This is a genomic window from Luteimonas colneyensis (assembly GCF_014836665.1).
GTDB classification, from domain to species: Bacteria; Pseudomonadota; Gammaproteobacteria; order Xanthomonadales; family Xanthomonadaceae; genus Luteimonas; species Luteimonas colneyensis.
Genome location: NZ_JACSQJ010000002.1, coordinates 64,307 through 87,960, shown reverse-complemented (window position 1 = coordinate 87,960; position 23,654 = coordinate 64,307). Strand labels below are relative to the sequence as shown.

Genomic DNA, 23,654 nt, shown 5'->3' with positions numbered 1-23,654 from the left:
TGCCCGCGCGGATCGCCGCGCGGGCGTGCGGCATCAGTCCGTGCTGGCAGCCTGGCCCGGCAGCGCGCGGCCGCCGGCGACGCCCAGGTACTTCTGCAGCAGCTCCTGCACCACCGGGCTCTTGTCGGTCAGGCCCTCGATCGACTTGCCCAGCGAGATCGCCCTGACCAGGCTGTCGAACATGCCGCCGTCGCCGCCGACCATGTCGATGTCGGCGTTGCGCAGCGCCGTGGCGACCACCTCCGCGTTCTCCTTCGACACTTCCTTGCCCGCCTCGATCGAGGCCAGCGCCTGCTTGAGGCTGGTGTCGAGCGCCATGCGGTACTCCTCGTGGCTGCGCGCGTTGTCGGTCAGGGCGTCGATGGCCTGGAACTTCTTGGTCAGGCCCTCGGCCTCGGCGAACAGCTTCTCGGCCAGGATCGTGGCCTCGGCCTTGCCCTGTTTGAGGTTGGCATCGGCCATGACGTCGACCACGCGCGCCTCGGCCACGCCCACCTTCTCGATCGCGACCGCGCCGGCTTCCTTGACCTGGGCCTCGGCGAGGCCGGGTGCGGCCTGCTCGGCGCGCACGCCCTCGGCCAGGGTCTTCTTCGCTTCGGCCTGCTTGTGCGCGGCCTCCAGCTCCGCCTGGGCCAGCGTGGTGATTTCCACCGAACGGTGCTTCGCCGCGGTCTCGCGCGCCTCGGCCTCCTTCACCTGCTCCAGCAGCGCCTGCTGGGCGCGCGCCTCGGCGTCGAGGATCGCGATCTGCTTCAGGCGGTCGGCCTCGGAGATCTCGCGCACCTCCTTGATGCGCTCCTCCTCCTGGGCCACGGTCTTGTCGATGGCGATGCGCTCGCGGGTGATGTTGGCCACGTCCATCCGGCCCTGCTCGACCACCTTGTCGCGCTCCACGCCCTGCAGCTGCACCTCGCGGTCGGTGGTGACCTGCTCCAGCTGCTTCGCGCGCGCCACCCGCTCGGCCTCGATCGCGACCGCGCGCTGGCGGTTCTGCTCGGCCACTTCCACCTCGCGCAGGCGGTTCTGGTCGCGGATGTCGATCAGCTGCTGGGCCTCGATGCGCGCGTTCTCGGCCAGCTGGCGCTGCTCTTCCTGCACCCTCGCGGTCTCGGCCTGCTCGCGCGCCTGGATGGTCTCGATCTCGCGCTTCTGGCGCGCCTCGGCCTCGGCCTGCTGGCGCTCCAGCGCAAGCGTCGCCTCGCGGGTCTCGACGTTCTTCTTGGTGATCGCCAGGTGCTCGTTCTGCGACAGCTCGTTGGTGATCACGTTCTGCGAGGCGGTCAGCTCCGTGATCTTGCGGATGCCCTCGGCGTCGAGGATGTTGCTCGGGTCGAGCACGTGCTTGGGCGTCTGCTCGAGGTAGTCGATTGCGACGTCCTCCAGGACATAGCCGTTGAGGTCGTTGCCGATGACCTTGATGATCTCGTCGCGGAATTCCTGGCGCTTCTCGAACAGGTCGGTGAACTCGAACTTCTTGCCCACCGTCTTCAGCGCCTCGGAGAACTTGGCGTTGAACAGCTCGTCCACGGCATGCTTGTCCGATGCGCGGTCGGCGCCCAGCGCCTTGGCCACGCGCAGCACGTCGGCCTGGGTCTCGTTGACGCGCAGGTAGAAGGCCACGGTGATGTCGGCGCGCATGTTGTCGCGGCAGATCAGGCCCTCCTTGCCGCGTCGGTCGATCTGCAGGGTGATCAGGCTGATCTGCATCAGCTCGGCGCGGTACAGCACCGGGATGATCAGCGCGCCGGTGAAGCGCACCTTGGGCGTCGCGCTGAGGTCGTTGACGATCAGCGCCGTGCCCTGGTCGACCTTCTTGTAGAAGGCCTTGAACAGGCCGGCGATGCCGACCAGCACCACCAGCACGATGCCAATGCCGATCAGGAAGGGGGCGAACAGGGCGAATTCCATCGGTGGGTCTCCAGTCGGGTCTTGTGCGTTCGGATCAGAGGTGTGCGTAGTCGCGCTCGGGCACGACGTTCCAGGTGTTGTCGTCGACGGCGTGGGCGATCAGCACCACGCGGTCGCCGCGCTTCATGCCGGCCGCGGCCTCGCCGCGGACCTGCAGCACCAGGCCGGCGCCGCCGTCGTCGAGGTCGGCCATGCCGTGCGTGGCGTCCACGTCCGGCGTGCGGACCACGGCCACCCGGCCGAGCAGGGACGTGGTGGGCGGCGGGCGCAGGCGCAGCAGCCAGCGCCGCACCGGTCGCAGCGCGGCGGCCGTGGCCAGGATCGCCGGCGGCAGCACGAGCAGCGCCACGCCCCCGCCGAGCAGCCAGCGCAGCGGGCCGGGAAAGCGATCGAGCAGGAGGAGCTGCACGAAATAGGTGGGCACCCAGGCGAAGAACACGACCAGCGTCACCACCAGCATCGTCGGCACGCCGGTCAGTCCCAGGCGGCCGAAGATGCCGGCGATGCCGCCGGGCTCGGCGTCGAGGCCCAACTCGGGCAGGTCGAGTCCATCGATCTCCACCAGGCCGGTGGCGGCCAGCAGCCAGTAGGCCATGCAGCCGCCCAGCAGGACGCTGTAGACGAGCGTCGGGAAGCCGAGCGATGTGTTGAGAAACGCGTCCATCCCGCCTCCTGTGTCCGCTGCGGCGATGCGCTGCGGCCGGTCCCCCGGGGGCGGACATCATGCCAGCCCCGTTTGTCATCCGTTCAGTCCCCGGACGCATCGACCGCCGCGGATGTGACCGGAGGCCCGGGTCAGGGGCCGTGCCCCGCGGCGTGGGCGCTGCGCTGCGCCGCCAGGAACGCCCGCAGCGAGGCCGGCTTGATCGGCTTGGTCAGCACCCGGTAGCCGCGCGCGCGCGCTTCGCGCTTGACCTGGTCGCTGCCGTCGGCGGTCACCAGCGCGCCGGGCACGCGCGGTCCGTGCTCGCGCAGTGCGTCCAGCGTGTCGAGCCCGTCGAGGCGGTCGTGCAGGTGGTAGTCGACCAGCAGCACGTCCGGCGACTCCGCCATCTTCGACAGCGCCTCGTCGACCGTGGTGGCGCGCAGCACCTCGACCTTCCAGCGCCCCAGCAGCAGCACCATGCCGGCGAGGATGTCGACGTCGTTGTCCACGCACAGCACGCGCATGCCCTCGAGCGAGTCGGGGATGCCCGCGCCGGCTTCGGGCAGCGGCGCGCGCGGCAGCGCGGCATGGCGGGAGCGCGGCGCGCGGATCGAGAACATGCTGCCGCGACCGGTGCGCGAGCGCACGTTGAGCGGGTGGCCGAGCACGTTGGAGATGCGCTGGCAGATCGACAGGCCCAGGCCAAGGCCCTGGGCGTCCCAGCTGCCGGGCTGGTCGATGCGGAAGAACTCGTCGAAGATCTGCTTGAGGTGGTACTCGGGGATGCCGGGACCGGTGTCCCAGACCTGCAGTTCGACCTCGCCGCCGCGCGGGCGCGCGGCCAGCACGATCCGGCCCTCGCGCGTGTAGCGCAGTGCATTGGCGAGGAAGTTCTGCAGCACGCGACGCAGCAGGCGACGGTCGCTGCACACCGGGAGGGTGCGCGCGTGCACGCGCAGGTCGATGCCGCGCGCGGCCGCCAGCGGTGCGTACTGCGCGGCGAGGTCGGCCAGGAGTTCGGCGGCGTCGAAGTCCGACAGCTGCGGCGCCAGCGCGCCGGTGTCCAGGCGCGAGACGTCGAGCAGGCCCTCCAGCAGCTCCTCGGCCGCGCGCAGCGACGTGTCCACGCGCTCGGCCAGGTGGCGTTGCTCGGCGGCGGAGTCGCTTTCGCGCAGCGCCGAGGCGAACAGGCGCGCGGCGTTGAGCGGCTGCAGCACATCGTGGCTGACCGCGGCCAGGAACCGCGTGCGCGAGGCCTGCGCCGCCTCGGCCTCGCGCGTGCGGGTGGCCACGCGCTGCTCCAGCGTTTCGTTGACTTCGCGCAGCTCTCGCTCCACGCGCTTGTAGTCGGTGACGTCGCTGTAGCTGGTGACGTAGCCACCGCCGGGCAGCGGCTGGCCGCGCATCTCCACCACCTGGCCGGTGGAGCGCACGCGCTCGAACACGTGCGGCGAGCCGGCGCGCATGTACTCGATGCGCTTGTCGATCTCGGCGTCGATGTCGGGGTGGCCGCCGCCAAGTTCGCCGCGACGCGCGTTGTAGCGGATCAGGTCCGCCACCGGGCGGCCGACGTAGAGCATGCCCTCCGGGTAGTCGTACATCTCCTGGTAGCGGCGGTTCCAGGACACCAGGCGCATGTCGCGGTCGACCACGCTGACGCCCTGGTCGAGGTTGTCGAGCGTGGCCGAGAGAATCGCGCGGTCGAAGCGCAGGTCCTGGCCGGCCTCGTCGAGCACGGCCACGACGTGCGCGACGTCCATGCCCGAGCCCTTCAGCGCACTGGTCATCACCAGCCGCGCCGAGGGCGCGCCGATGGCGGCGGCGAGCAGGCGCTCGGTGAACTGTGCCCAGGCGCGGTCGGTCGGGGTGGCCGGGTTGAACTCGCGGTCGCTGGCGGCGGCGTGGTCGGCGAAGGCGCGGCGCGCGGTGGACTCGCCGACGATGCGTCCGGCCAGCGTCATCAGGTCGCCCAGCGGCATGCTGCCGTGCGGCACGCCGCTGCCCGGCAGCAGCTGCGCCGAGGCATAGGGGTCGAGGAAGGGCGCGGTGCGCAGGCGCTCTTCGAAGCTCGGGCGCCAGCGCGCCGAGACCAGGAACAGCGCGCCGATGTTCACCAGCAGCGACCAGAACGTGCCATGGGTCAGCGGGTCCCAGCCGGAGAGGCCGAACAGGCCCTGCGGGCGCAGCCACTCGATGCCGAAGGGTCCGTCCAGCATCCAGGCATCGTCGAGCCAGCCGGCCTGGGTCAGCGTGGGCAGCATCAGGGTGTAGATCCACATCGCGAAGCCGAGCAGCAGGCCGGCCTCCACGCCCTGGCGGCTGGCGCCGCGCCAGTACAGGCCGCCGATCAGCGCCGGCGCGAACTGCGCCACCGCCGCGAACGACATCAGGCCGAAGGCCGCGAGCGTGGTGTCGCTGCCACTCACCCGGTAGTAGCCGTAGGCCATGGCCGCGAAGCACAGGATGGCGACCCGGCGGATCCAGAGCACGGTCGAGGCGACGTTGCCGTCGTTGCGCTGGGCCCAGCCGCGCCTGAGCAGTGGCGGCATCACCAGGTCGTTGGAGACCATGGTCGCCAGGGCCACGCTGGAGACGATGACCATGCCGGTGGCCGCGGAGAAGCCGCCGACGTAGGCGAACAGCGCCAGCAGGTCGCGGCCTTCGGACAGCGGCAGGCCCAGCACCAGGGTGTCGGCGGAATCGCCGGGCGTGCCGGCGCCCATCGCCACGCCGGCGGCGGTGATCGGCAACACCGCCAGCGACACCAGCGCCAGGTAGCCGCTGAACATCCAGCGTGCCCGGCGGATGTCCGAGACGTCCATGCACTCGACCACCGCGACGTGGAACTGCCGCGGAAGGCAGATGATCGCGGCGAAGGCCAGCAGCGTCTGGCCGATGAAGCCCACCGGCGGCGAATCGCGGATCAGGCGGGTGGTGGCTTCGCCCAGGTCGATGTCGCGGCCGTTGAACCAGAACATGGCGAACACGCCCACCGACACCAGCGCCACCAGCTTGACCATCGACTCCAGCGAGATGGCCAGCATCATGCCCGGGCGGTGCTCGGTGGCATCGACCTGGCGGGTGCCGTAAAGGATGGCGAACAGCGCCATCAGCACCGCCACGTACAGCGCCGGGTCGCCGATGCTGGCCAGCAGGCGGTCCTCGCCGCCCAGCACGTGCAGGCTCAGCGTCACCGCCTTGTACTGCAGCGCGAGGTAGGGCACCGCCGCGATCAGCGCGATCAGGCTGACCAGGGCCGCCAGGCGCTGGTCGCGGCCGTAGCGCGCGGCGATGAAGTCGGAGATCGAGACCGTGCTCTGCGACTGCGCCACCAGCGCCAGGCGCTCGAGGATGCGCCAGCCGAACAGCAGCATCAGCAGCGGACCGAGGTAGATCGCGAAGTAGCCGATGCCGTTGCGGGCCGCGGAGCCGACCGCGCCGTAGAAGGTCCACGACGAGCAGTACACCGCCAGCGACAGGCTGTAGACCAGCGGCCGCAGCCAGCTGCCGCCGGCGCGCATGTGCACCGGATGGCGGTCGCCCCACCAGGCCACCGCGAACAGCAGCGCGGCGTAGCCCAGCGACACCAGCAGCAGCAACCAGCCCGGCAGCATCCGACCTCCCCTCGAACCCTCGGCGACGACCCGTCGGTTCCCCGGCCTGGACCGTTCCGCCCCTATGCGCGCAGCGACAGCTGCGACCATGCCCACGATACCGCGAAGCCGCAGCCCGCAGTTCGCGGCCGGGCATGCCTGGCCCGCGCCCACGAAAAAGCCCGCCTTGCGGCGGGCTTTCCGGAACGAGGAAGGCAGGGCCTTACTTGATCTTGCCTTCCTTGTAGATCACGTGCTTCCGGACGACGGGATCGTACTTCTTGATCTCCATCTTGCCGGGCGTGTTCTTCTTGTTCTTGTCGGTGGTGTAGAAATGGCCGGTGTTGGCCGAGGAGATCAGTCGGATCTTGTCGCGCTTGCTGGGCATGGTCGGTTCCTCAGATCTTCTCGCCGCGGGCACGCAGCTCGGCCAGGACCGAGTCGATGCCGTTCTTGTCGATGGTGCGCATGGCAGCCGTGGAAACGCGCAGCTTCACCCAGCGGTTCTCGCTGGCGACCCAGAACCGGCGCTCGTGCAGGTTCGGGAGGAAGCGGCGGCGGGTCTTGTTGTTGGCGTGCGAGACGTTGTTGCCGGTCTGCACGCGCTTGCCGGTGACCTGGCAAACTCGGGACATAACGCACCTCGATGGTGATTGGTGTTCCCCATGGCCTGGGGGACGGCGGCCCCGGCGTGCTCCCCTCGGGGAATGCGCCATGCGATGCGGGTCAGGGTCGCTGCCGGGCGGGGCGCCGGATCGCATTCCGGAGCCGCCGGGGACGCCCACGATGGGGCGGCCGGACACAGCGAGCCCGGCATTATGCGGCCCGCGCCCGCCCAAGGCAAGCCACGACCTGCCCTGCAGGAGCAGCTACAGCTGCGACCGGGATTCGCCGCACGCCCGGATTCGTCGCACCGCCGGGTCGCAGCTGTAGCTGCTCCTACAGGGTGGGGGCGGGCAACGGGGGGGCTCAGCGCTGGCGGCGCAGGCGCTCCAGCACGCCGTCCAGGGTGTCGAGGTCGGTGTAGTGGATCACCAGCCTGCCCTTGTTGCCGCGGCCGTGGGCGATGCTGACCTTGGCCGCCAGGGCCTCGGACAGTTCGGTTTCCAGGGCCAGGATGTCGGCCGGCGGCCGGGCCTTGCGGGCGCCGCTCTTCTTCTTGGCCGTGGCCGGGAGCCGGCCGGCGGCGAACTGCTGGGCGCGGTGCTCGACCTCGCGCACCGACCAGCCGTGCTCGGCGGCGTCGGAGGCCAGCTTGCTGGCGAGTTCCGGCGACAGGGTCAGCAGGGCCCGGGCATGTCCCATCTCCAGCCGGCGGGCCTCGACCAGCGCCCGGATCGCCGGAGGCAGCTCCAGCAGGCGGAGCAGGTTGGACACCGCCGCGCGCGAGCGGCCCACGGCCTCGGCGGCCGCGGCGTGGGTCAGGTCGAACTCGTCGATCAGGCGCTGCAGGGCCTGCGCCTCTTCCAGCGGATTCAGGTCCTCGCGCTGGATGTTCTCGATCAGCGCCATGGCCACGACCGTGCGGTCGTCGACCTCGCGCACCACCACGGGGACCTCGGCCAGACCCGCCTCGCGCGAGGCGCGCCAGCGGCGTTCGCCGGCGATGATCTCGAAGGTGCGGTCGGGCAGCTGGCGGACCACGATCGGCTGGATCACGCCCTGCACGCGGATCGATTCTGCCAGCTCGGTCAGCTTGGCCGGGTCCATGTGGCGGCGGGGCTGGTACTTGCCCGGCGCCAGCGCGTCGACCGGCAGGGTGCGCAGGGTGTCGCCGGGGCGCGCTTCCAGCGCCGGCGCCTCTTCCGCCGCCTTGGGTCCCAGCAGCGCCTCCAGCCCGCGGCCCAGGCCGCGCTTCTTCGCCGGGGTCTTGGCTGCGGCTGCCTTCCTGGCATCGGTCATGCCGCTTTCTCCTTCTGTTCGCGCTCGCGCTGGCGGCGGAGCATCTCGCCGGCCAGGCCGAGGTAGGCGATGGCGCCGCGCGATGCGCGGTCGTAGCCGACGATGCTCTGGCCGTGGCTGGGCGCCTCGGCCAGGCGCACGTTGCGCGGCACGATGGTGCGGAAGACCTTGTCGCCGAAATGCTCCACCAGCTCCGCCGAGACCGCGTTGGCCAGGTTGTTGCGCACGTCGAACATGGTGCGCAGCACGCCTTCGATCTCCAGCGCCGGGTTGAGCTTCTGCTTCAGCGCGTCGATGGTCTGCAGCAGGGACGTCAGGCCTTCCAGCGCGTAGTACTCGCACTGCATCGGCACCAGCACGCTGTCGGCGGCGGTGAGCGCGTTGAGCGTGAGCAGCGACAGCGCCGGCGGGCAGTCGATGATGATGTAGTCGTACTTCGGGCGCAGCGTGTCGAGCGCGCGCTTGAGCCGCTGCTCGCGGCCATCCTCGTCCATCAGCTCGATCTCGGCCGCGGTGAGGTCGGTGTTGCCCGGCATCAGGTCGAAGCCCTCGGGCGTGGCCACCACCGCGTCGGCGGCGTGCACCTCCTCGAGCAGCACGTCGCAGGTCGAGGCCGTCAACTCGCGCTTGTCGACGCCGCTGCCCATGGTGGCGTTGCCCTGCGCGTCGAGGTCGACCAGCAGCACGCGCTTGGGCGTCTGCGCGAGGGCGGAGGCAAGGTTCACCGCCGTGGTCGTCTTTCCGACGCCGCCCTTCTGGTTGGCGATGGCGATGATGCGGGCCATGGGCTCGTCTGCCTCGATGCAGGATGCGGCGGGATTCCCCGGCCCGGAATCCCCGGCCGGGCCGATGATTATGCCCCGCCCGGCGCCGCGCGGCCCACCACCACCAGATGGCGTTCGGCCCCGAGCCCGGGCACGGCGAGCGGATGGATCGCCTCGACCTCCCAGCCCGCGGGAAGCAGGGCGATCTCGGCGTCGGGGCGCACGCCCTTCATCGCCAGCAGCCGACCGCCCGGCGCCAGCAGGTGGCCGCCGACGGCGACGATATCGGCCAGGGTCGCCATGGCGCGGGCGGTGATGGCGTCGAAGGCGCCGGGCATGTCGACGGCCTCGGCCCGCGACTCCGCCACGCGCGCATTGGCCAGGCCGAGGCTGCGCACGGCCTCGCGCAGGAAGCGCGCCTTCTTGCCGTTGGACTCGACCAGGGTGACCTCGAGCCCGGGGCGCGCGATCGCCAGCGGGATCCCCGGCAGGCCGGCGCCGGTGCCGAGGTCGGCCAGCCTGGACACGCCGTCCATGTGCGCGTGCATCGACAGCGAGTCGAGCAGGTGCAGGGTCACCATCTCGCCGGGATCGCGGATGGCGGTGAGGTTGTAGGTGCGGTTCCAGCGAGCGAGCAGGTCGAGGTAGCGGCGCAGCGGCGCCGCCAGCGCGGGGTCGAGGCCGAGCGTGGCCAGGCCGGCGTCGAGGAGGGCGTGGGGGGCGTCGTTCATGCGGGCATTGTAGGTGCCCGGCCGGGCCGGCCTGCCGCCCCGGCCGTTCAGTCCCAGCGGGCGCGCCAGGCCAGGGTCGCGAGGTAGTCGGGCGCGGGGCGGAAGGTCCGCAGCGACCAGTCCGCAGGCTGGCCCAGCGCCGGATCGCACTCCACCAGCTGCCAGCCGTCGGCCGCGCGCGCGAATACCAGCCGGTGCAGGCCGAAGGACAGACCCTGGCCATGCGCCTTCAGCACCGCCTCCTTGGCGCACCAGAGCCGCACGAAGGCCGCCTCGCGCCGCGCGTCCGGCAGCGCGGCCAGCGCCGTGGCCTCGGCCGGCGCGAAGAAACGGTTGGCGAGCACCTGCGCCTTGGGCCGCGGCCGCTTCACCTCCAGGTCGATGCCCACGCGCAGGTCCCGCGCCAGCGCCATCAGCAGGCCCTCGCCGCTGTGGCTCCAGCTGGCGTCCCAGTCGGCATGCGCCGCGTCCAGGCAGGGGCGGCCGTGGCGGCTGCGGCGGATCGCCAGCGCCTCGGGGGCCGCGCCGAGTTCCCCGGACAGCCAGTCGCGCACCAGCGGCTCGGCCGCCTCGCCGTGGCGGTAGGGGCGCCAGGCACAGCGGACGGGCCCGAGCTGGAGGTGGCCTGCGGCGAGCGGCATCGAAACGGGATCCTTTGGAGCGCGGCGGGCGCCCAGCGTAAAGTAACCGCCCCGGCGCGCAGGCGTTCCGCCGGGAGTCACGGGGGGCGCAGGCGCGTCCGGGAGAATGGAGCGCATGTCGGCAGTCATCGGCAACCACGGGCGGCAGGACGTCGCCACCGGCACGGCTTCGGCGCTGGTGGCCGGCGCCGCGGAGCGTCCGATCGCGTTCGGCAGCGCTGGCGGCGTCGCGCTACGCGACTTCCTGGACGAGGTGCGCGGTCTGGCCGCGCTGCTGCCCGACCGTCCGTTCGCGCTCAACCTGTGCGAGGACCGCCACCGCTTCCTCGTCGCCTTCGCCGCCGCCGCCGTGCGCGGCCAGGTCACGCTGCTGCCGCCCTCGCGCACGCGCGCGGCGATCGACGAGGTCCGCGCCCGCCATCCCGACAGCTACTGCCTCGGCGATGCCGACGCCTGCGGCTGCGAGGACATCGCGCCGCTGCCGCACTACCTGCGCCTGCCCGACGCGCTGCCGCGCGCGGGCGGCGACATGCCCCGGGTCGCCGACGCCGCGGTCGTGGCCATCGGCTACACCTCGGGCAGCACCGGCGCGCCGAAGGCCAATCCGAAGACCTGGGGCAGCTTCGCCGCGAGCACCGCGCAGAACATGGCGGCCCTGGCCGGCCTGCTGCCCGTGGTCGGCGACACGGCCCACGTGGTCGCCACCGTGCCGCCGCAGCACATGTACGGCATGGAGATGTCGGTGCTGCTGCCGCTGCTGGGCGGCGTGGCCGTGCACGAGGCGCGCCCGTTCTTCCCGGTCGACATCGCGGCCGCGCTGGCCTCGTCGCCGCTGCCGCCGCTGCTGGTGACCACGCCGGTGCACCTGCGCGCCCTGGTCGGATCCGGCGTCGCGCTGCCGCCGCTGGCGGGCATCGTCGCCTCCACCGCGCCGCTGCCGCAGGCGCTGGCGGCCGAAGCCGAGGCCGCCTTCGGCTGCGAGGTGCGCGAGATGTTCGGGTCCACCGAGACCTGCATCCTGGCCCGCCGCCGCACCGCCTGCGAGGAGGCCTGGACCCTGCTGCCGGGCGTCGAGCTGCAGCCGCAGCCCGACGGCACCCTGGTGCGGGCCGCCCACCTGCGCGACGCGGTCGCGCTGGCCGACATCGTGGAACTCCTGCCCGGGGGCCGCTTCCGGCTGTGCGGGCGGCAGTCCGACCTGCTCGAGATCGCCGGCAAGCGCGCCTCGCTCGGCGACCTGACCCACCGCCTGCTGGCGGTTCCCGGGGTCCTCGACGCCGCCCTGGTGCAGCTCGAGCCCGATGCCTGCGGCGTGCGCCGCCTGGCGGCTGCGGTGGTCGCGCCGGGCATGGACGAGGCGACGGTGCGGAACGCGCTGCGCCAGGCCGTCGATCCCGTGTTCCTGCCCCGCCCCCTGCGCATCGTCACGGCCCTGCCCCGCAACGAGACCGGCAAGCTGCCCCGGCGGGCGCTGCTGGAGCTGCTGGCCGCCGGGTGAACGCGGCTCGCGACTCCCTACGCGGCCATCACGGCCGCGTGCCCAGACTGGCGCCGCGCCGCTGGGGCGAATGACAGGGAGGCAACATGAACATCATCATCTGGTTGATCATCGGCGGCGTCGTGGGCTGGCTGGCGAGCATCGTCATGCGCCGCGACGCGCAGCAGGGCATCCTGCTCAACATCATCGTCGGCATCGTCGGCGCGTTCATCGGCGGCTGGCTGATCGGCCCGCTGCTGGGCGCCGGCTCGATCAACGACGGCATCAGCATCATGAGCTTCATCGTCTCGCTGCTCGGTGCGATCATCCTCCTGGCGATCGTCAACCTGTTCAAGCGGGGCAGCGTGCGCTGAGGCGCCGCCCTGACGATCCACGCGAAGGCCCGGCCTGTGCCGGGCCTTCGTCGTTCCGGGGCTCAGGCCAGCTGGACCCAGGCGGGCGCGTGGTCGCTGGGCCGCTCCCAGGTCCGCGGCTCGCGGTCGATGCCCGAGGCCAGGGCCCCGGCGCGGAGCGCATCCGAGACCAGGGTCAGGTCGATGCGCAGGCCGAGGTCGCGGCGGAATGCCGCCTGGCGGTAGTCCCACCAGCTGAACACCCCGGCCTCTTCGCTGTGCAGGCGGAAGGCGTCGTGCAGGCCGAGATCCAGCAGATCCCGCAGCGCCGCGCGCTCGTCGGTCGAGGTCAGGATGTGGCCTTCGTCCCAGACCTCGGGATCGTGCACGTCGCGCGCATCGGGCGCGATGTTGAAGTCGCCCAGCACCACCATCCGCGGGTGCCGCTGCAGTTCCGCGGCCAGCCAGTCGCGCACCGCCGCCAGCCAGCGCAGCTTGTAGGCGTACTTGTCGGTACCCACGTCCTGGCCGTTGACCACGTACAGGTTGACGATGCGCAGGTCGCCGACGGTGGCCGCGATCACGCGTTTCTGCTCGTCCTCGAAGCCGGGGATGCCGTACTGCACCTCGCCGATGGCGCGGTCGCGGGCGAGGATCGCGACGCCGTTGTAGGTCTTCTGGCCGAGGAAGACGCTGCGGTAGCCGAGCGCCGCCAGCGCGTCGTCGGGGAAGCGTGCGTCGTCGAGCTTGGTTTCCTGCAGGCCGACGATGTCGGGCGCGAAGGCGGTGAGCCACTGCTGCAGGTGCGGCAGGCGGACGTTGAGGGAGTTGACGTTCCAGCTGGCGATTTTCATGCGCGGATGATCCCCGTTCGGCGGCACGCAGGGCAAACCCGGCCCCGACTGTCCGCGGACGGACGCGGTCGCGAGCGCCCGCGGGCCCGGCCGCTCATCGCGCCAGCAGCCGCACCAGCCGGTCGGCCAGGCCCCGGTAAGGCGGACGCAGCAGGTCGCTGGCGGCGACGCGGCGCTGCCACAGCACCGGCATCGCCCTGGTCATGGCGTCGAAGCCGGCGCGGCCGTGGTAGGCGCCCATGCCGCTGGCACCGACGCCGCCGAAGGGCAGGCCGTGGGCGGCGAAGTGCAGCAGGGTGTCGTTGACGGTCACTCCTCCCGCCACCACCTGGCCGAGGATGGCTTCGACCGTCGCGCGGTCGTGGCTGAAGGGATACAGCGCCAGCGGCCGGTCGCGCCGGCGCACCAAGGCGATGGCGTCCTCCAGGCGGTCGTAGGCGATCACCGGCAGCACCGGGCCGAAGATCTCCTCCCGCATCAGCAGGGCGTCGTCCCCGGGATCGAGGACCAGGGTCGGCGGGACGATCCGGTGGCGCAGGGCGACCGCCGGGTGCACCTCGGCCAGCTCGATGACCTCCAGTCCACGGGCGCGGGCGTCCTCCACCAGTCCGCGCAGGCGGCGGTGCTGCCCGCCGCTGATGATCCAGGTGTAGTCGGACGAGGCCGCGAGGTCGGGGTAGCGCGCCCGCACCTCGGCGCGCAGCGCATCGACCAGGGCGTCGCGGGAGGCACGCGCGACGAGCACGTAGTCGGGTGCGATGCAGGTCTGGCCGGCGTTGAACCACTTGCCGGTCGCCAGCCGCGCGGCGGCCTTCGCCGGCGGATAGTCGGCGGCGACGATCGCCGGCGACTTGCCGCCCAGTTCCAGCGTCAGCGGGGTCAGGTTCTCCGCCGCCGCGGCCATCACCCGGCGCCCGACGGCCGTCGAGCCGGTGAACACCAGGTGGTCGAAGGGCAGCGCGGAGAAGGCCGACGCGAGCTCCGGCCCGCCCAGGGCCACCGCCACGCGGTCTTCCGGGAACACGGTGGCCAGCAGATCGCGCAGCCAGGCCGAAGTGCGCGGCGTCTGCTCCGACGGTTTGAGGTAGACGTGGTTGCCGGCGGCGATCGCGGTGGCCAGCGGTGCCAGCGCAAGGATCACCGGGTAGTTCCATGGCGACATCACGCCGACCACGCCCAGCGGCTCGCGCCGGAGCTGTGCGCGCGCCGGCCACAGCCGCCAGCCGGCGCCGCCGCGCGCGGGACGCATCCAGCGGCCCAGCGAGCGCCGCAAGCGCCGCACTTCCGACACCGCGCCCATGCCTTCGGCCAGCAGCGTCTCGTGCCGGGAGCGGTGGCCGAAATCGGCGTCGATGGCGTCGACCATCGCATCGCGTCCTGCGCGCAGCGCCTCGGCCAGGCGATCGAGGTCGCTGCGTCGCTGGCGCGCGTCGGGACGACGCGCTTCCCAGGCGCCGCGCAGTCGGTCGAGCGTGGGCCGCAGCGCGTCCAGCGGGGTCGGGTCGTCCATGGCCGCGACTATAGCCGGGCTAGAATCCGCGCATGGCCAACAACATCCGTCCCTGTCGTGGCACCCTGCCCACCCTCGGCGCGCGCGTCTACGTCGATCCCGCGGCGACCGTCATCGGCGACGTCGTGATCGGCGACGACAGCTCGATCTGGCCCGGCACGGTGGTCCGCGGAGACGTCAACTTCGTCCGCATCGGCGCGCGCTGCAACCTGCAGGACGGCACCATCGTGCACGTCAGCCACCGCGGCCCGCACTCGCGCATGGACGGCTATCCCACGCTGATCGGCGACGACGTCACCATCGGCCACGGCGCGATCGTGCACGCCTGCAGCATCGGCAACGGCGCGCTGGTCGGCATGGGCGCGACGGTGATGGACGGCGTGGTGGTGGAAGACCACGGCTACGTCGGTGCCGGCGCGCTGGTGCCGCCGGGCAAGGTGGTGCGCAGCCGCGAGCTGTGGCTCGGCAATCCGGCGAAGATGGTGCGGGTGCTGGACGACGCGGCGGTGGAAGGCCTGCTGTACAGCGCGGCGCACTACGTGCGGCTCAAGGACGAATACCTGGCGGCCGGCTGACGGCGGTGCGGCGGGCCCGGGCCATCGCCCGCGCGCCGCCTCCCTGTAGGAGCAGCTACAGCTGCGACCATCAGGCCCGGACGTGCGAGGCATTGGCGCGGTCGCAGCTGTAGCTGCTCCTACAGGGAGGGAGCGTTGGCGCGCGCGGTGAGGGCGTGCGGCGGGGGGCTCGATGAGGGCGCGCGCCTGCCGGTGGCGCGCTTCAGTCCGCCGTCACCAGGTGCGCGTGCTCGGCGCGGAGCTCGCCGTAGATCTCGTCGGTTTCCGGACGCGCGCCGTGCCAGCGCGCGAACGACAGCGCCGCCTGCTCCACCAGCATGCCCAGGCCGTCGACCACGGCATAGGCGCCGCTCGCGCGGCCCCAGGCCAGGAAGGGCGTGGCGGCCTCGCCGTAGTTGAGGTCGACCGCGGCCATCCGCCGTCCGACCAGGGAACGCGGCAGCACCGGCATGGCGCCGCCGCGCGCGGCCGAGGTGGCGTTGACGACCAGCTCGAACTCGCCCAGCGTGCCGATGTCGGCGAGGTGGCGCGGATGTACGCGTCCGGGCTGGCCGAGCAGGTCGGCCAGGGCGTCGGCGCGGCTTGAGGTGCGGTTGACGATGTAGAGGTCGCCGATGCCGGCGTCGAGCAGCGAAGGCGCGACTCCGCGCGCGGCGCCGCCGGCGCCGATCAGCAGCGTGCGTCGCGCGCGCAGGTCGAGGCCGTGGCGGCCGGTCAGGTCGCGCACCAGGCCTTCGCCATCGGTGTTGTCGCCGTGCCAGTCGTCGCCGTTGCGCACCAGGGTGTTGACCGCGCCGGCGCGCCGGGCGCGCTCGGTGACGTCGGCGCACAGCGCCAGCGCCTCCTGCTTCAGCGGCAGGGTGACGTTGGCGCCGGCGCCGCCGCGCACGGCGAATTCCGACAGGCGCGCGCGGAAGCTGCCGACGTCGGCATCGATGGCCTGGTAGTCGATGGCGATGCCGGCCTCGCGGCCGAAGGCGGCGTGGATGCGCGGCGACAGCGAGTGCGCCACCGGATGCCCGAACACGGCATAGTGCTTCATGACGGTCTCCCGAAGCATGGCGGTGCCCGCTGCATCGCCCCTGGTTCGAGTCTACGCCGGTTGTGCGTGGCGGGAGTGGGCGCAGCGACAGCCGCGACCGCCGTGCCGTCAGCCCTCGCGCAGCCAGCGCGCCGCGTCGAGCGCGAAATAGGTCAGCACGCCGTCGGCGCCGGCGCGCTTGAAGCCGAGCAGGGCCTCCATCGCGCAGCCGCGCTCGTCGAGCCAGCCGTTGGTCGCGGCGGCCTTGAGCATCGCGTACTCGCCGCTCACCTGGTAGGCGAAGGTCGGCACGCCGAAGGTTTCCTTCACCCGGCGCACGACGTCGAGGTAGGGCATGCCCGGCTTCACCATCACCATGTCGGCGCCCTCGTCGAGGTCGGCGGCGACTTCGCGCAGCGCCTCGTCGGTGTTGCCGGGGTCCATCTGGTAGGTGCGCTTGTCGGCCTTGCCCAGCGCCGAAGCACTGCCCACGGCATCGCGGAACGGGCCGTAGAAGCTGGAGGCGTACTTCGCCGCGTAGGCGAGGATGCGGGTGTGGACGTGGCCGTCCTCCTCCAGCGCCATGCGGATCGCGCCGATGCGGCCGTCCATCATGTCGCTGGGCGCGACCACGTCGGCGCCGGCGCGCGCGTGCGACAGCGCCTGCCTGACCAGGGCCTCGACGGTGACGTCGTTCTGCACGTAGCCGGCGTCGTCGACGATGCCGTCCTGGCCGTGGCTGGTGTAGGGGTCGAGCGCGACGTCGGTGATCACGCCCAGCTCCGGGAAGCGCGCCTTCAGCGCCCGGACCGCGCGCTGGCAGAGGCCGTCGTCGTCCCAGGCGGCGGTGGCGTCGAGCGACTTGGCCTCGGGCGCGGTGACCGGGAACAGCGCCAGCGCCGGCACGCCGAGGGTGGCGGCCTGCTCGGCCTCGCGCAGCAGCTCGTCGATCGACATGCGCGAGACCCCGGGCATCGATTGCACCGCGGCGCGGCCATCGGCCTCGTGCACGAAGACCGGATAGATGAGGTCGTCGACGGTGAGCGTGTGCTCGCGCATCAGGCGGCGCGAGAACGCGTCGCGGCGCATGCGCCGGAAGCGGGAGTCGGGGTAGGTCATGCGGGCCATTCTACGCCCGGAAAAAAAAGCCGGCGCCACTTGGGCGCCGGCTGTGTCAGCTGTGGAACGGGATCAGCGCCTGGTGCAGAGCGTCACGGCGCTGGCCTTGGACTTCGGCACGAAGCCGAGGTCGCGCAGGCGGGTCACGAACGGCGCGATGCAGCTGCGGTATGCCGACGTGCCGCCGCCATGTGCGTTGCGGCACAGCGCGTCGGCAGCCTGCAGGTTGGCGCCGCCGATCAGGCCCACGCCCTCGGTGACCGGGACGCCCGTGTTGCAGGTGCCGCCGTTGGTGGTGGCATTGCCGTTGTTCACGACCCAGCCCAGGTCTTCGTACAGGGCCGGGGTCAGGTCGAGGCGCAGGTTGCCGTCCAGGTCCTGGTTGATCGACGGCTCCATCAGCGCATTGGGGCTGTGGCTGATGTCGAAGTGCGAGAACGTCGAACCCTGTGCCAGCGTCGCGGGTGCGTACATCAGGGCGCGACCCTCGTCGTCCGTGCCGGCAAAGCTGCCCGCGACTTCCGCCAGGGCCACCGTCGCGCCGGGGATGCCGGCCTTCAGGGTGGCGCCGTCGGCCTGCGAGACGCTCAGGGTGGGGACCGTGGCCACGACCGTCGCGTCATCGGCCATCTGGATCACGCCGGCGACGTTGTTGGCCACGATCACGCCGATGGCGCCGGCATCCTGGGCGAGCTTCGCCTTGATCTCGAAGGCGCAGGTGCCGCGATCGACGATCGCGATCTTGCCGGCGTAGGCGTTGGCCGGGGAGGCCGCACAGCCCTGCGAGCCATTGGCGCCGCTGCCATCATTGACCAGCACGAGCTGGCCGCTGAAGTTCGCCGGGGTGGCCGCCGGTCCGAAGACCGCCGTGCCGAATGCGAACTCGCCGGAGACGGTGCCGCCGCCCGCGAGCACGATCTTCGGCGCGAGTGCGTCGGGTACCTGGGTGGTGACATTGGCGCCGGTCCACACCAGGCCACCACCGGTGGCTGCGGTCACGCGCTGGGCGTCGGTCATCTGCGACCAGGCCTGGCCGGAGACGTTGTCGAACACGAAGCTGGAGTAGATGTCGGTATAGCCGGTAGCGATCGGGGCACCCGTGGCCAGGCTGTAGAAGCCCTGGAAGTTCAGGCCGTGCCCGATCTCGTGCATCACCACGTCGAGGAAGTTGATCATCCCCGCCGGGGTGTTGCCGTCCAGGCCGTAGTACCAGCCGGAGGTCTCGAGGCAGCCCGGGGTGCCCAGGTTGGCGTTGAAGTTGCTGTTGATCTCGTCCTCGTCGGGATCGAGGTCTTCGCCCGCCAGCGCGTTGGCCAGCGCGCCGCCATAGGCGGTAGCCGCGACCGCGTTCGGGAAGTCGCCGAAGATCTGGCGGGCACCGGCCGAACCCAGCACGCCGCTGGTGGCGTCGCAGCTGAGCGCGGTGAACTGCGCGCGGACGTTGATGTCGACGTCGCTCTCGAGCACCGCACCCCACAGGTCGGCGGCGAAGCGGTAGGCGATCTGGCGCTGCTCGCCGACGGTGGTGCCGGGGTTGCCGCCGGCGGGCGTCGCCGGGGTCGGGTCGTTGAGGCCGACGCCGGGCTGGTTCATGTTGACCAGGACGATGTTGGCCGCGTCGGCGCTGCCGATCGCGAAGGTGGTGGCGGCCGCAAGGGCGCAGGCGAGGAGGGTCTTATTCACGGACGGCCTCCACGGTGCTTGCCGGTGCGGCGTGGGCGTCGCCGTGGCCGATGACGATCGAGCCGTCCTCGAGCTGGTGGGCGGTGACGCTGGACATCAGTTCCTCCGGAACGTGCATCGACATGGCGCCGTTCGGAAGGCGGCGCATGGTGCGGCGCGCTTCGGCCACGGTGCGCGGACCCGGCTTGGCGATGGACATCGGATCAGCGGTGCGCAGGCGCGACGACACGGCGGTGCGCAGCTTCGCCTGTTCGGCCGCAGTCGGCGCGCGCAGGCGGCCGGTGGCGGGGTCGATGGCGACGGTGACGCCGGCGTAGGAACCGGCGGCGGTGTCATCCGCGACGGGCTCGGCCGCATGCGCGGCGAAGCCGACGGACAGGCCGGCTAGCAGAAACAGGGTCGTGCATTTCATCGGGTGTTTCCTCGAAAAACGGGACACCCGGAGACGTCGTGGCCGAAGCCGCGTCCCCCCCGGACGGTGCCTCCAAGATCAATGCAAAGGTGGTCTTGCCGATGGGCCGTGTCGCCATTGGCCCGTCCCGAGTCTGCACCGTTTCGGGCGCTCTGCTCAATCTTGCGCTGCAGCAGGGGCAGCGCGCATGCTGGCCGGCTCAGTCGGCCGGGCGCCCGTGCACGCCGTCGATCTCGACGGCGAGTTCGCGGCGGCAGATCGCCGCGTGCAGCAGCAGGCGCGGCACCGCGTCGCCGAAGCGGCGGTCGAGCGCATCGGCGACCAGCGCCAGGTCGTCGCGGTCGCGCACGTAGACCTTGAGCCGGGTGCCGGCGCCGAAGCGCGGCGGCAGCGACGGATCGTGGGCGCGGGCAGCGCCCACCAGCGCGTCGAAGTTGTTGAAGGTCTCGTCCAGCTGCGCCAGCACTTCGCCGTCATGCATCGACACGTGGCCGACGACCGCGGCGGTGCCCGACAGCATCAGCGGCATCGCGCTGCCCGCCGGCGGCAGCATCGCGCGGGCAAAGCTGGGAGGCTGCGGCCCGTAGCGGCGCGGGTAGCGGTAGGCGCTGACCTGGCGCGGGTTCTCCACCGGCGTGCCGGCCGCGACCGATGCCAGCCAGTAGACCTGCACCACGCGTTCGCCGTCGCAGCGGCCGATGGCGGTGGCCGCGGGCAGGCTGCGCACGTCGAAGTCGCCCAGGCCCTGCGCGCGGCCGACGCAGAACGCGCGGTAGCGCTCGTCGTCGCCTTCGCCGAAGGTGATCGCGTCGACGTAGTTCCAGATCCGCAGCAGGCGCGGGGTGCGGCTCCCGGTGGTGAAGGCGGCCATCCGCGCATAGGCGGCGCGCGCGGCCTCCTGCACGTCGCCGTCGTGCTCGGCGACCTCGATCACGCCGAACATCAGCTCGCCGTCGCTGGCCCAGCGTACGCCGTCGTCGCAGCCCCGCATCACCGGGGCGTTGGCGTGCCAGACCTCGTAGGGCGCATCGCCGTGGGGCTCCAGCGGCACGCGCAGGTAGCGCGGGTCGCCGAGCGAACCGGGCGCGGCGGTGCCGAAGCCGAACACGGCCAGCACGTCGTCGCCGTCCAGCAGTCGCGCAGGGTCGTCCGCGTGGACGTACTCCACCGCGAGCCGCGCCGCGCCGCCCCGCGACGCATCCTGCATCGCGCGGCTCATGGCTCGTCCGCCTGCAGCGTGTCGCCGCTGAAGCCGACGCGTGACTGGCGCCGGCGGCGCAGGCCGTTGCGCAGCGATCGCGGCAGCATCGCCAGCGACGCCACCGCGTACAGCGCGCGGAACACGCGCAGCCGGCGGCGGACGCGCGGATTGTCGAAGACGTCGCCGGCCAGCATCGCCACCACGGCGTTCTCCACCTGGAAGACGTTCTTCGGGTTGGCGAACAGGTGGCGCATCGCCGGCGAGGTGAAGCGGTAGATGAACCACTTGAACTCGTCGGTGCCGGCGTCGATGTGGCGGCGCAGGGCCCGCTGCAGCGCCGCTTCGCGCGCGGGTTCGCGCAGCGCCGCGTCCACCATGTCCGCGGCCTTCTCGGCGCCGTGCATGGCCAGGAACACGCCCGACGAGAACATCGGGTCGACGAAGCAGTAGGCGTCGCCCACCAGCACCCAGCCCGGGCCCGCCATCTCGGTGCATTCGTAGGCGTAGTTGCCGGTGGCGTGCACGTCGGCGCAGCGGCGCGCGCCGGCCATGCGCCGGGCCACCTCGGGCACCGACTGCAGGGTGCGCATCAGGAAGCCCTCGCTGTCGCCGCGGCGGGTCTTCATGTAGTCGGGATAGCAGACCGCGCCGACGCTGGTGACGCCGTCGGGCAGCGGGATCAGCCAGATCCAGCCGTGCTCGTGGCGGTAGATGCTGACGTTGCCGGCATCCGTGCCCTCGCGGCGCTCCACGCCCTCGAAATGGCTGAAGACCGCGGCCGACTGGTGGCGCGGGTTCCTGCGCTTGATCCGGCGCTTGCCGCCGATGAAGGCGTCGCGCCCGCTGGCGTCCACGACGTAGCGCGCGCGCCAGCGGCAGGCGCCTTCGGGACCGGTCGCGCCGACCAGGCTGCCGCCGCCGGGAAGCGGATCGACCGTGGTCACGCGCACGCCCTGGCGCGCGTCCACGCCGCACTCGGCGGCGTGGTCGAACAGCACCCGGTCGAAGTCCGAGCGGCGGACCTGGAAGGCGTGGTCGCAGCGGACGTCGAGCGCGCGATCGAAGCGGAAGACGTTGTAGCCGCCCTCGTCGGCCGGGAAGTCCGCGCCCGACTTGCGCACGCCGATCGCGGCGACCTTGTCGAAGGCGCCCAGGCGCTCGAGGATCGGCATGTTCATGGGCAGCAGCGACTCGCCGATGTGGAAGCGCGGGTGCGCGTCCTTCTCGAGCATCGCCACCCGCCAGCCGCGCCGCGCCAGGAAGGTCGAGGCGGCGCTTCCGGCCGGGCCTCCGCCGATCACGAGGACATCGCAGTCCTCCACCGGGGGCTGGTTCGTGCTGTCTTCGGCGGTGCTCTGCATTTCGCGGCGTACGTCGGCCATGCGATCATCGGGGCCGCGAATGATAGCGCGCAGGCGGCCGTGGGCCGGCCTGCCGCCATCCGCGCCCACAGCCGCAATGGAAGCCGCCAGATGTCCACCCAGTCCGAAGCCGAACGTGAACTCGCCGAACTCCTGGTCGAGGCCCTGAACCTCGACGACGTCGACCCCGCGTCCATCGACCCCGAAGCGCCGCTGTTCAACGCCGGCCTGGGCCTGGATTCGATCGACGCGCTGGAGCTGGCGCTGGCGGTGGGCAAGCGCTACGGCTTCCAGCTGCGTTCGGACAGCGAGGAGAACCGCCGCATCTTCGCCTCGCTGCGCGCGCTGTCGGCGCACGTCGAAGCCAACCGCGCCTGACGCCTGCCGGGAGCCGGCCATGGGCCTGGCCCTCACCATCGCGATGGCGGTGGCCTACGCCGCCTTCGCGCACCTGGCCAGCGCCACCCTCGACGATCGCTATGCCTACGCCGCGCTGCTGGCGCTGGTGGCGATGATGCTCGCCGCGGGCCTCGTCGCCCGGCGGCCCTGGGCCTGGGTGGCGCTGCCCCTGTCGCTGGCGGCCTGCCATGCGCTCTACCGGGCCGGGCATGCCGGGCTGCCGCTGCTGCTGGCCCCGGTGGCCTTCGTGGCCGCGATCGCCTGGCTGTTCGCGCGCAGCCTGCGCTCCCCGCACGGAGCCCTGATCACCCGCATCGTCGCGGCCCTGGATGGCACGACGCCGGCCACGCTGGCGCCCGAGCTGGTGGCCTACAGCCGCGGGCTGACCGCCGCCTGGGCCATCGCGCTGGCCGTGCTCGGCCTGGCCAACCTGGCGCTGGCGATGGTGGCCTCGCCCGGCGGCCTGCTGGCCAGCCTTGGCCTGCAGCCGCCCGTCACCATCACCCGCGAGCAGTGGTCGCTGTTCGCCAACATCCTGAACTACGGCATCGTCGGCGGCTTCTTCGTGGTCGAGTTCGCCTACCGCAAGCGCCGCTTTCCCGGCCGCTACCACAGCTTCGCGGGCTTCCTGCGCCAGATGGCCGGGCTTGGCCCCGCGTTCTGGCGCGATTTCCTGCGCTGAACGGGAAGCCGCCCGCTTCCATTGGGTATGCTTCGCGGATGCAGCAGCGCGTCGACAACATGGATGTGGCCGAATCGGCCGCGCGACGACTGGCCTGGGGCGTGCACAACGCCGTCGGCTTCGTGTTCACGCTGTTCTGGACCGCCGGCTGGATCAGCCTGGCGCTGCTCGTGCTGCTGGCCACCCGCCGCCGCGACGTCGCGCTGCGCATGGCCGCGCGCTGCTGGGCGCCGGGCCTGGTCGGCGGGGCCGGCGCGCGGCTGGTGGTCGAAGGCGCCGACGCCGTCGACTGGTCGCGCCCGTACCTGCTGGTGTCCAACCACCAGTCGGTGATCGACATCTGCGCGCTGTTCCAGGCGGTGCCGGTGCCGCTGCATTTCCTGCTCAAGCAGGAGATGACCAGGGTGCCGTTCGTGGGCTGGTACGCGCGCGCCTGCGGCATGCTGTTCATCGAGCGCGACAATCCGCGCGCCGGCCCGCGCCTGCGCCGCGAGGCCGCGGCCCTGCTCGGCGACGGCCATACGCTGTGCCTGTTTCCCGAGGGCACGCGCAGCCGCACCGGCGCGGTGGCGCCGTTCAAGGGCGGCGCCTTCCAGTCCGCCATCGACGCCGGCGTCGACGTGCTGCCGGTGGCGATCGACGGGGCCGGCGACGTGCTGCCGCCCGAGGGCTTCCGGGTGCGCGCGGGCGTGATCACCGTGCGCTTCGGCGCGCCCTTGCCGACCGGCGACGCCTCCGGCGCGGCCGGCCGCCAGGCCCTGGCCGACGCGGCCCACGCGTCCGTGCTGGCGCTCCTGCGCCGGTCCGCCTGAGGCACGCGCG

At 72.2% G+C, this 23,654-nt stretch carries 23 protein-coding genes; 6 read left to right on the top strand and 17 right to left on the bottom strand.

Going from position 1 to position 23,654, the window contains the following annotated elements:
- Window positions 1–33: 33 nt before the first annotated feature.
- The 9 genes from H9645_RS04485 to H9645_RS04445 all read right to left on the bottom strand — a co-directional run bounded on the left by H9645_RS04485 (window position 34) and on the right by H9645_RS04445 (window position 10,185).
- Window positions 34–1,908, bottom strand: coding sequence for a flotillin family protein (locus H9645_RS04485; RefSeq protein WP_191728545.1), 1,875 nt, complete (start codon window positions 1,906–1,908; stop codon window positions 34–36).
- 34 nt (window positions 1,909–1,942) lie between these two features.
- Window positions 1,943–2,572 (bottom strand): hypothetical protein, encoded by a 630-nt coding sequence (locus H9645_RS04480; RefSeq protein ID WP_191728544.1) that lies wholly within the window; start codon window positions 2,570–2,572, stop codon window positions 1,943–1,945.
- Between the two features lie 131 nt (window positions 2,573–2,703).
- Entirely contained in the window at window positions 2,704–6,168 is a 3,465-nt protein-coding gene (locus H9645_RS04475; protein ID WP_191728543.1) for a hybrid sensor histidine kinase/response regulator, read from the bottom strand.
- Between the two features lie 202 nt (window positions 6,169–6,370).
- Window positions 6,371–6,535 (bottom strand): 50S ribosomal protein L33, encoded by a 165-nt coding sequence (gene rpmG / locus H9645_RS04470; RefSeq protein WP_133322566.1) that lies wholly within the window; start codon window positions 6,533–6,535, stop codon window positions 6,371–6,373.
- Window positions 6,536–6,545: 10 nt separating this feature from the next.
- Window positions 6,546–6,782 carry a 50S ribosomal protein L28 gene (gene rpmB, locus H9645_RS04465; RefSeq protein ID WP_189498266.1) on the bottom strand — a complete coding sequence of 79 codons (237 nt, stop codon included), beginning with the start codon at window positions 6,780–6,782 and terminating at the stop codon, window positions 6,546–6,548.
- A gap of 334 nt (window positions 6,783–7,116) precedes the next feature.
- A complete protein-coding gene (locus H9645_RS04460; RefSeq protein ID WP_191728542.1) occupies window positions 7,117–8,049 on the bottom strand; it encodes a ParB/RepB/Spo0J family partition protein in 933 nt (310 codons plus the stop codon).
- Window positions 8,046–8,834, bottom strand: a complete 789-nt coding sequence (locus tag H9645_RS04455; protein WP_191728541.1) for a ParA family protein — start codon at window positions 8,832–8,834, stop codon at window positions 8,046–8,048. The genes H9645_RS04460 and H9645_RS04455 overlap by 4 nt, the downstream gene beginning before the upstream one ends.
- Before the next feature lie 68 nt (window positions 8,835–8,902).
- Window positions 8,903–9,544, bottom strand: coding sequence for a 16S rRNA (guanine(527)-N(7))-methyltransferase RsmG (rsmG, locus tag H9645_RS04450; RefSeq protein ID WP_191728540.1), 642 nt, complete (start codon window positions 9,542–9,544; stop codon window positions 8,903–8,905).
- Between the two features lie 47 nt (window positions 9,545–9,591).
- Window positions 9,592–10,185 (bottom strand): 4'-phosphopantetheinyl transferase family protein, encoded by a 594-nt coding sequence (locus H9645_RS04445; protein ID WP_191728539.1) that lies wholly within the window; start codon window positions 10,183–10,185, stop codon window positions 9,592–9,594.
- 115 nt (window positions 10,186–10,300) lie between these two features.
- Between H9645_RS04445 and H9645_RS04440 the strand changes: the two genes are divergently transcribed.
- Together H9645_RS04440 and H9645_RS04435 are read left to right on the top strand one after the other, a co-directional pair.
- Window positions 10,301–11,683 carry an AMP-binding protein gene (locus H9645_RS04440; RefSeq protein ID WP_191728538.1) on the top strand — a complete coding sequence of 461 codons (1,383 nt, stop codon included), beginning with the start codon at window positions 10,301–10,303 and terminating at the stop codon, window positions 11,681–11,683.
- Window positions 11,684–11,769: 86 nt separating this feature from the next.
- On the top strand, window positions 11,770–12,036 hold the full coding sequence (locus H9645_RS04435) for a GlsB/YeaQ/YmgE family stress response membrane protein (protein WP_191728537.1): 267 nt from the start codon (window positions 11,770–11,772) through the stop codon (window positions 12,034–12,036).
- A 62-nt stretch (window positions 12,037–12,098) separates the two neighbouring features.
- Here H9645_RS04435 and xth read toward each other — a convergent pair whose 3' ends face one another.
- Window positions 12,099–12,869, bottom strand: coding sequence for an exodeoxyribonuclease III (gene xth, locus H9645_RS04430; RefSeq protein WP_191728536.1), 771 nt, complete (start codon window positions 12,867–12,869; stop codon window positions 12,099–12,101).
- Between the two features lie 94 nt (window positions 12,870–12,963).
- Complete coding sequence (locus H9645_RS04425) at window positions 12,964–14,379, bottom strand: coniferyl aldehyde dehydrogenase (RefSeq protein WP_191728535.1); 1,416 nt, start codon at window positions 14,377–14,379, stop codon at window positions 12,964–12,966.
- A gap of 32 nt (window positions 14,380–14,411) precedes the next feature.
- On the opposite strand from H9645_RS04425, the gene H9645_RS04420 reads away from it, so the two are divergent.
- A complete protein-coding gene (locus H9645_RS04420; protein WP_191728534.1) occupies window positions 14,412–14,954 on the top strand; it encodes a gamma carbonic anhydrase family protein in 543 nt (180 codons plus the stop codon).
- Between the two features lie 202 nt (window positions 14,955–15,156).
- Here the strand turns inward: H9645_RS04420 and aroE are convergent, their stop codons facing one another.
- The 6 genes from aroE to H9645_RS04390 all read right to left on the bottom strand — a co-directional run bounded on the left by aroE (window position 15,157) and on the right by H9645_RS04390 (window position 21,751).
- Complete coding sequence (gene aroE, locus H9645_RS04415) at window positions 15,157–15,996, bottom strand: shikimate dehydrogenase (protein ID WP_191728533.1); 840 nt, start codon at window positions 15,994–15,996, stop codon at window positions 15,157–15,159.
- A 108-nt stretch (window positions 15,997–16,104) separates the two neighbouring features.
- Complete coding sequence (gene hemB, locus H9645_RS04410) at window positions 16,105–17,094, bottom strand: porphobilinogen synthase (RefSeq protein WP_191728532.1); 990 nt, start codon at window positions 17,092–17,094, stop codon at window positions 16,105–16,107.
- 72 nt (window positions 17,095–17,166) lie between these two features.
- Window positions 17,167–18,777 carry a PA domain-containing protein gene (locus tag H9645_RS14320; protein WP_191728531.1) on the bottom strand — a complete coding sequence of 537 codons (1,611 nt, stop codon included), beginning with the start codon at window positions 18,775–18,777 and terminating at the stop codon, window positions 17,167–17,169.
- Window positions 18,770–19,189, bottom strand: a complete 420-nt coding sequence (locus tag H9645_RS04400) for a post-PEP-CTERM-1 domain-containing protein (protein WP_191728530.1) — start codon at window positions 19,187–19,189, stop codon at window positions 18,770–18,772. Before H9645_RS04400 ends, H9645_RS14320 begins: the two co-directional genes overlap by 8 nt.
- 199 nt (window positions 19,190–19,388) lie before the next feature.
- Entirely contained in the window at window positions 19,389–20,408 is a 1,020-nt protein-coding gene (locus H9645_RS04395; protein ID WP_191728529.1) for a chorismate transformation FkbO/Hyg5 family protein, read from the bottom strand.
- Window positions 20,405–21,751, bottom strand: coding sequence for an NAD(P)/FAD-dependent oxidoreductase (locus tag H9645_RS04390; protein ID WP_191728956.1), 1,347 nt, complete (start codon window positions 21,749–21,751; stop codon window positions 20,405–20,407). The genes H9645_RS04395 and H9645_RS04390 overlap by 4 nt, the downstream gene beginning before the upstream one ends.
- Window positions 21,752–21,862: 111 nt before the next feature.
- Between H9645_RS04390 and H9645_RS04385 the strand changes: the two genes are divergently transcribed.
- From H9645_RS04385 to H9645_RS04375, 3 genes are read left to right on the top strand one after another with little or no spacing between them, the layout of a single operon-like run.
- On the top strand, window positions 21,863–22,129 hold the full coding sequence (locus H9645_RS04385; protein ID WP_191728528.1) for a phosphopantetheine-binding protein: 267 nt from the start codon (window positions 21,863–21,865) through the stop codon (window positions 22,127–22,129).
- Window positions 22,130–22,148: 19 nt separating this feature from the next.
- A complete protein-coding gene (locus H9645_RS04380; RefSeq protein ID WP_191728527.1) occupies window positions 22,149–22,832 on the top strand; it encodes a COG4648 family protein in 684 nt (227 codons plus the stop codon).
- Between the two features lie 59 nt (window positions 22,833–22,891).
- A complete protein-coding gene (locus H9645_RS04375; protein ID WP_191728955.1) occupies window positions 22,892–23,644 on the top strand; it encodes a lysophospholipid acyltransferase family protein in 753 nt (250 codons plus the stop codon).
- The last annotated feature ends 10 nt before the right edge of the window (window positions 23,645–23,654 follow it).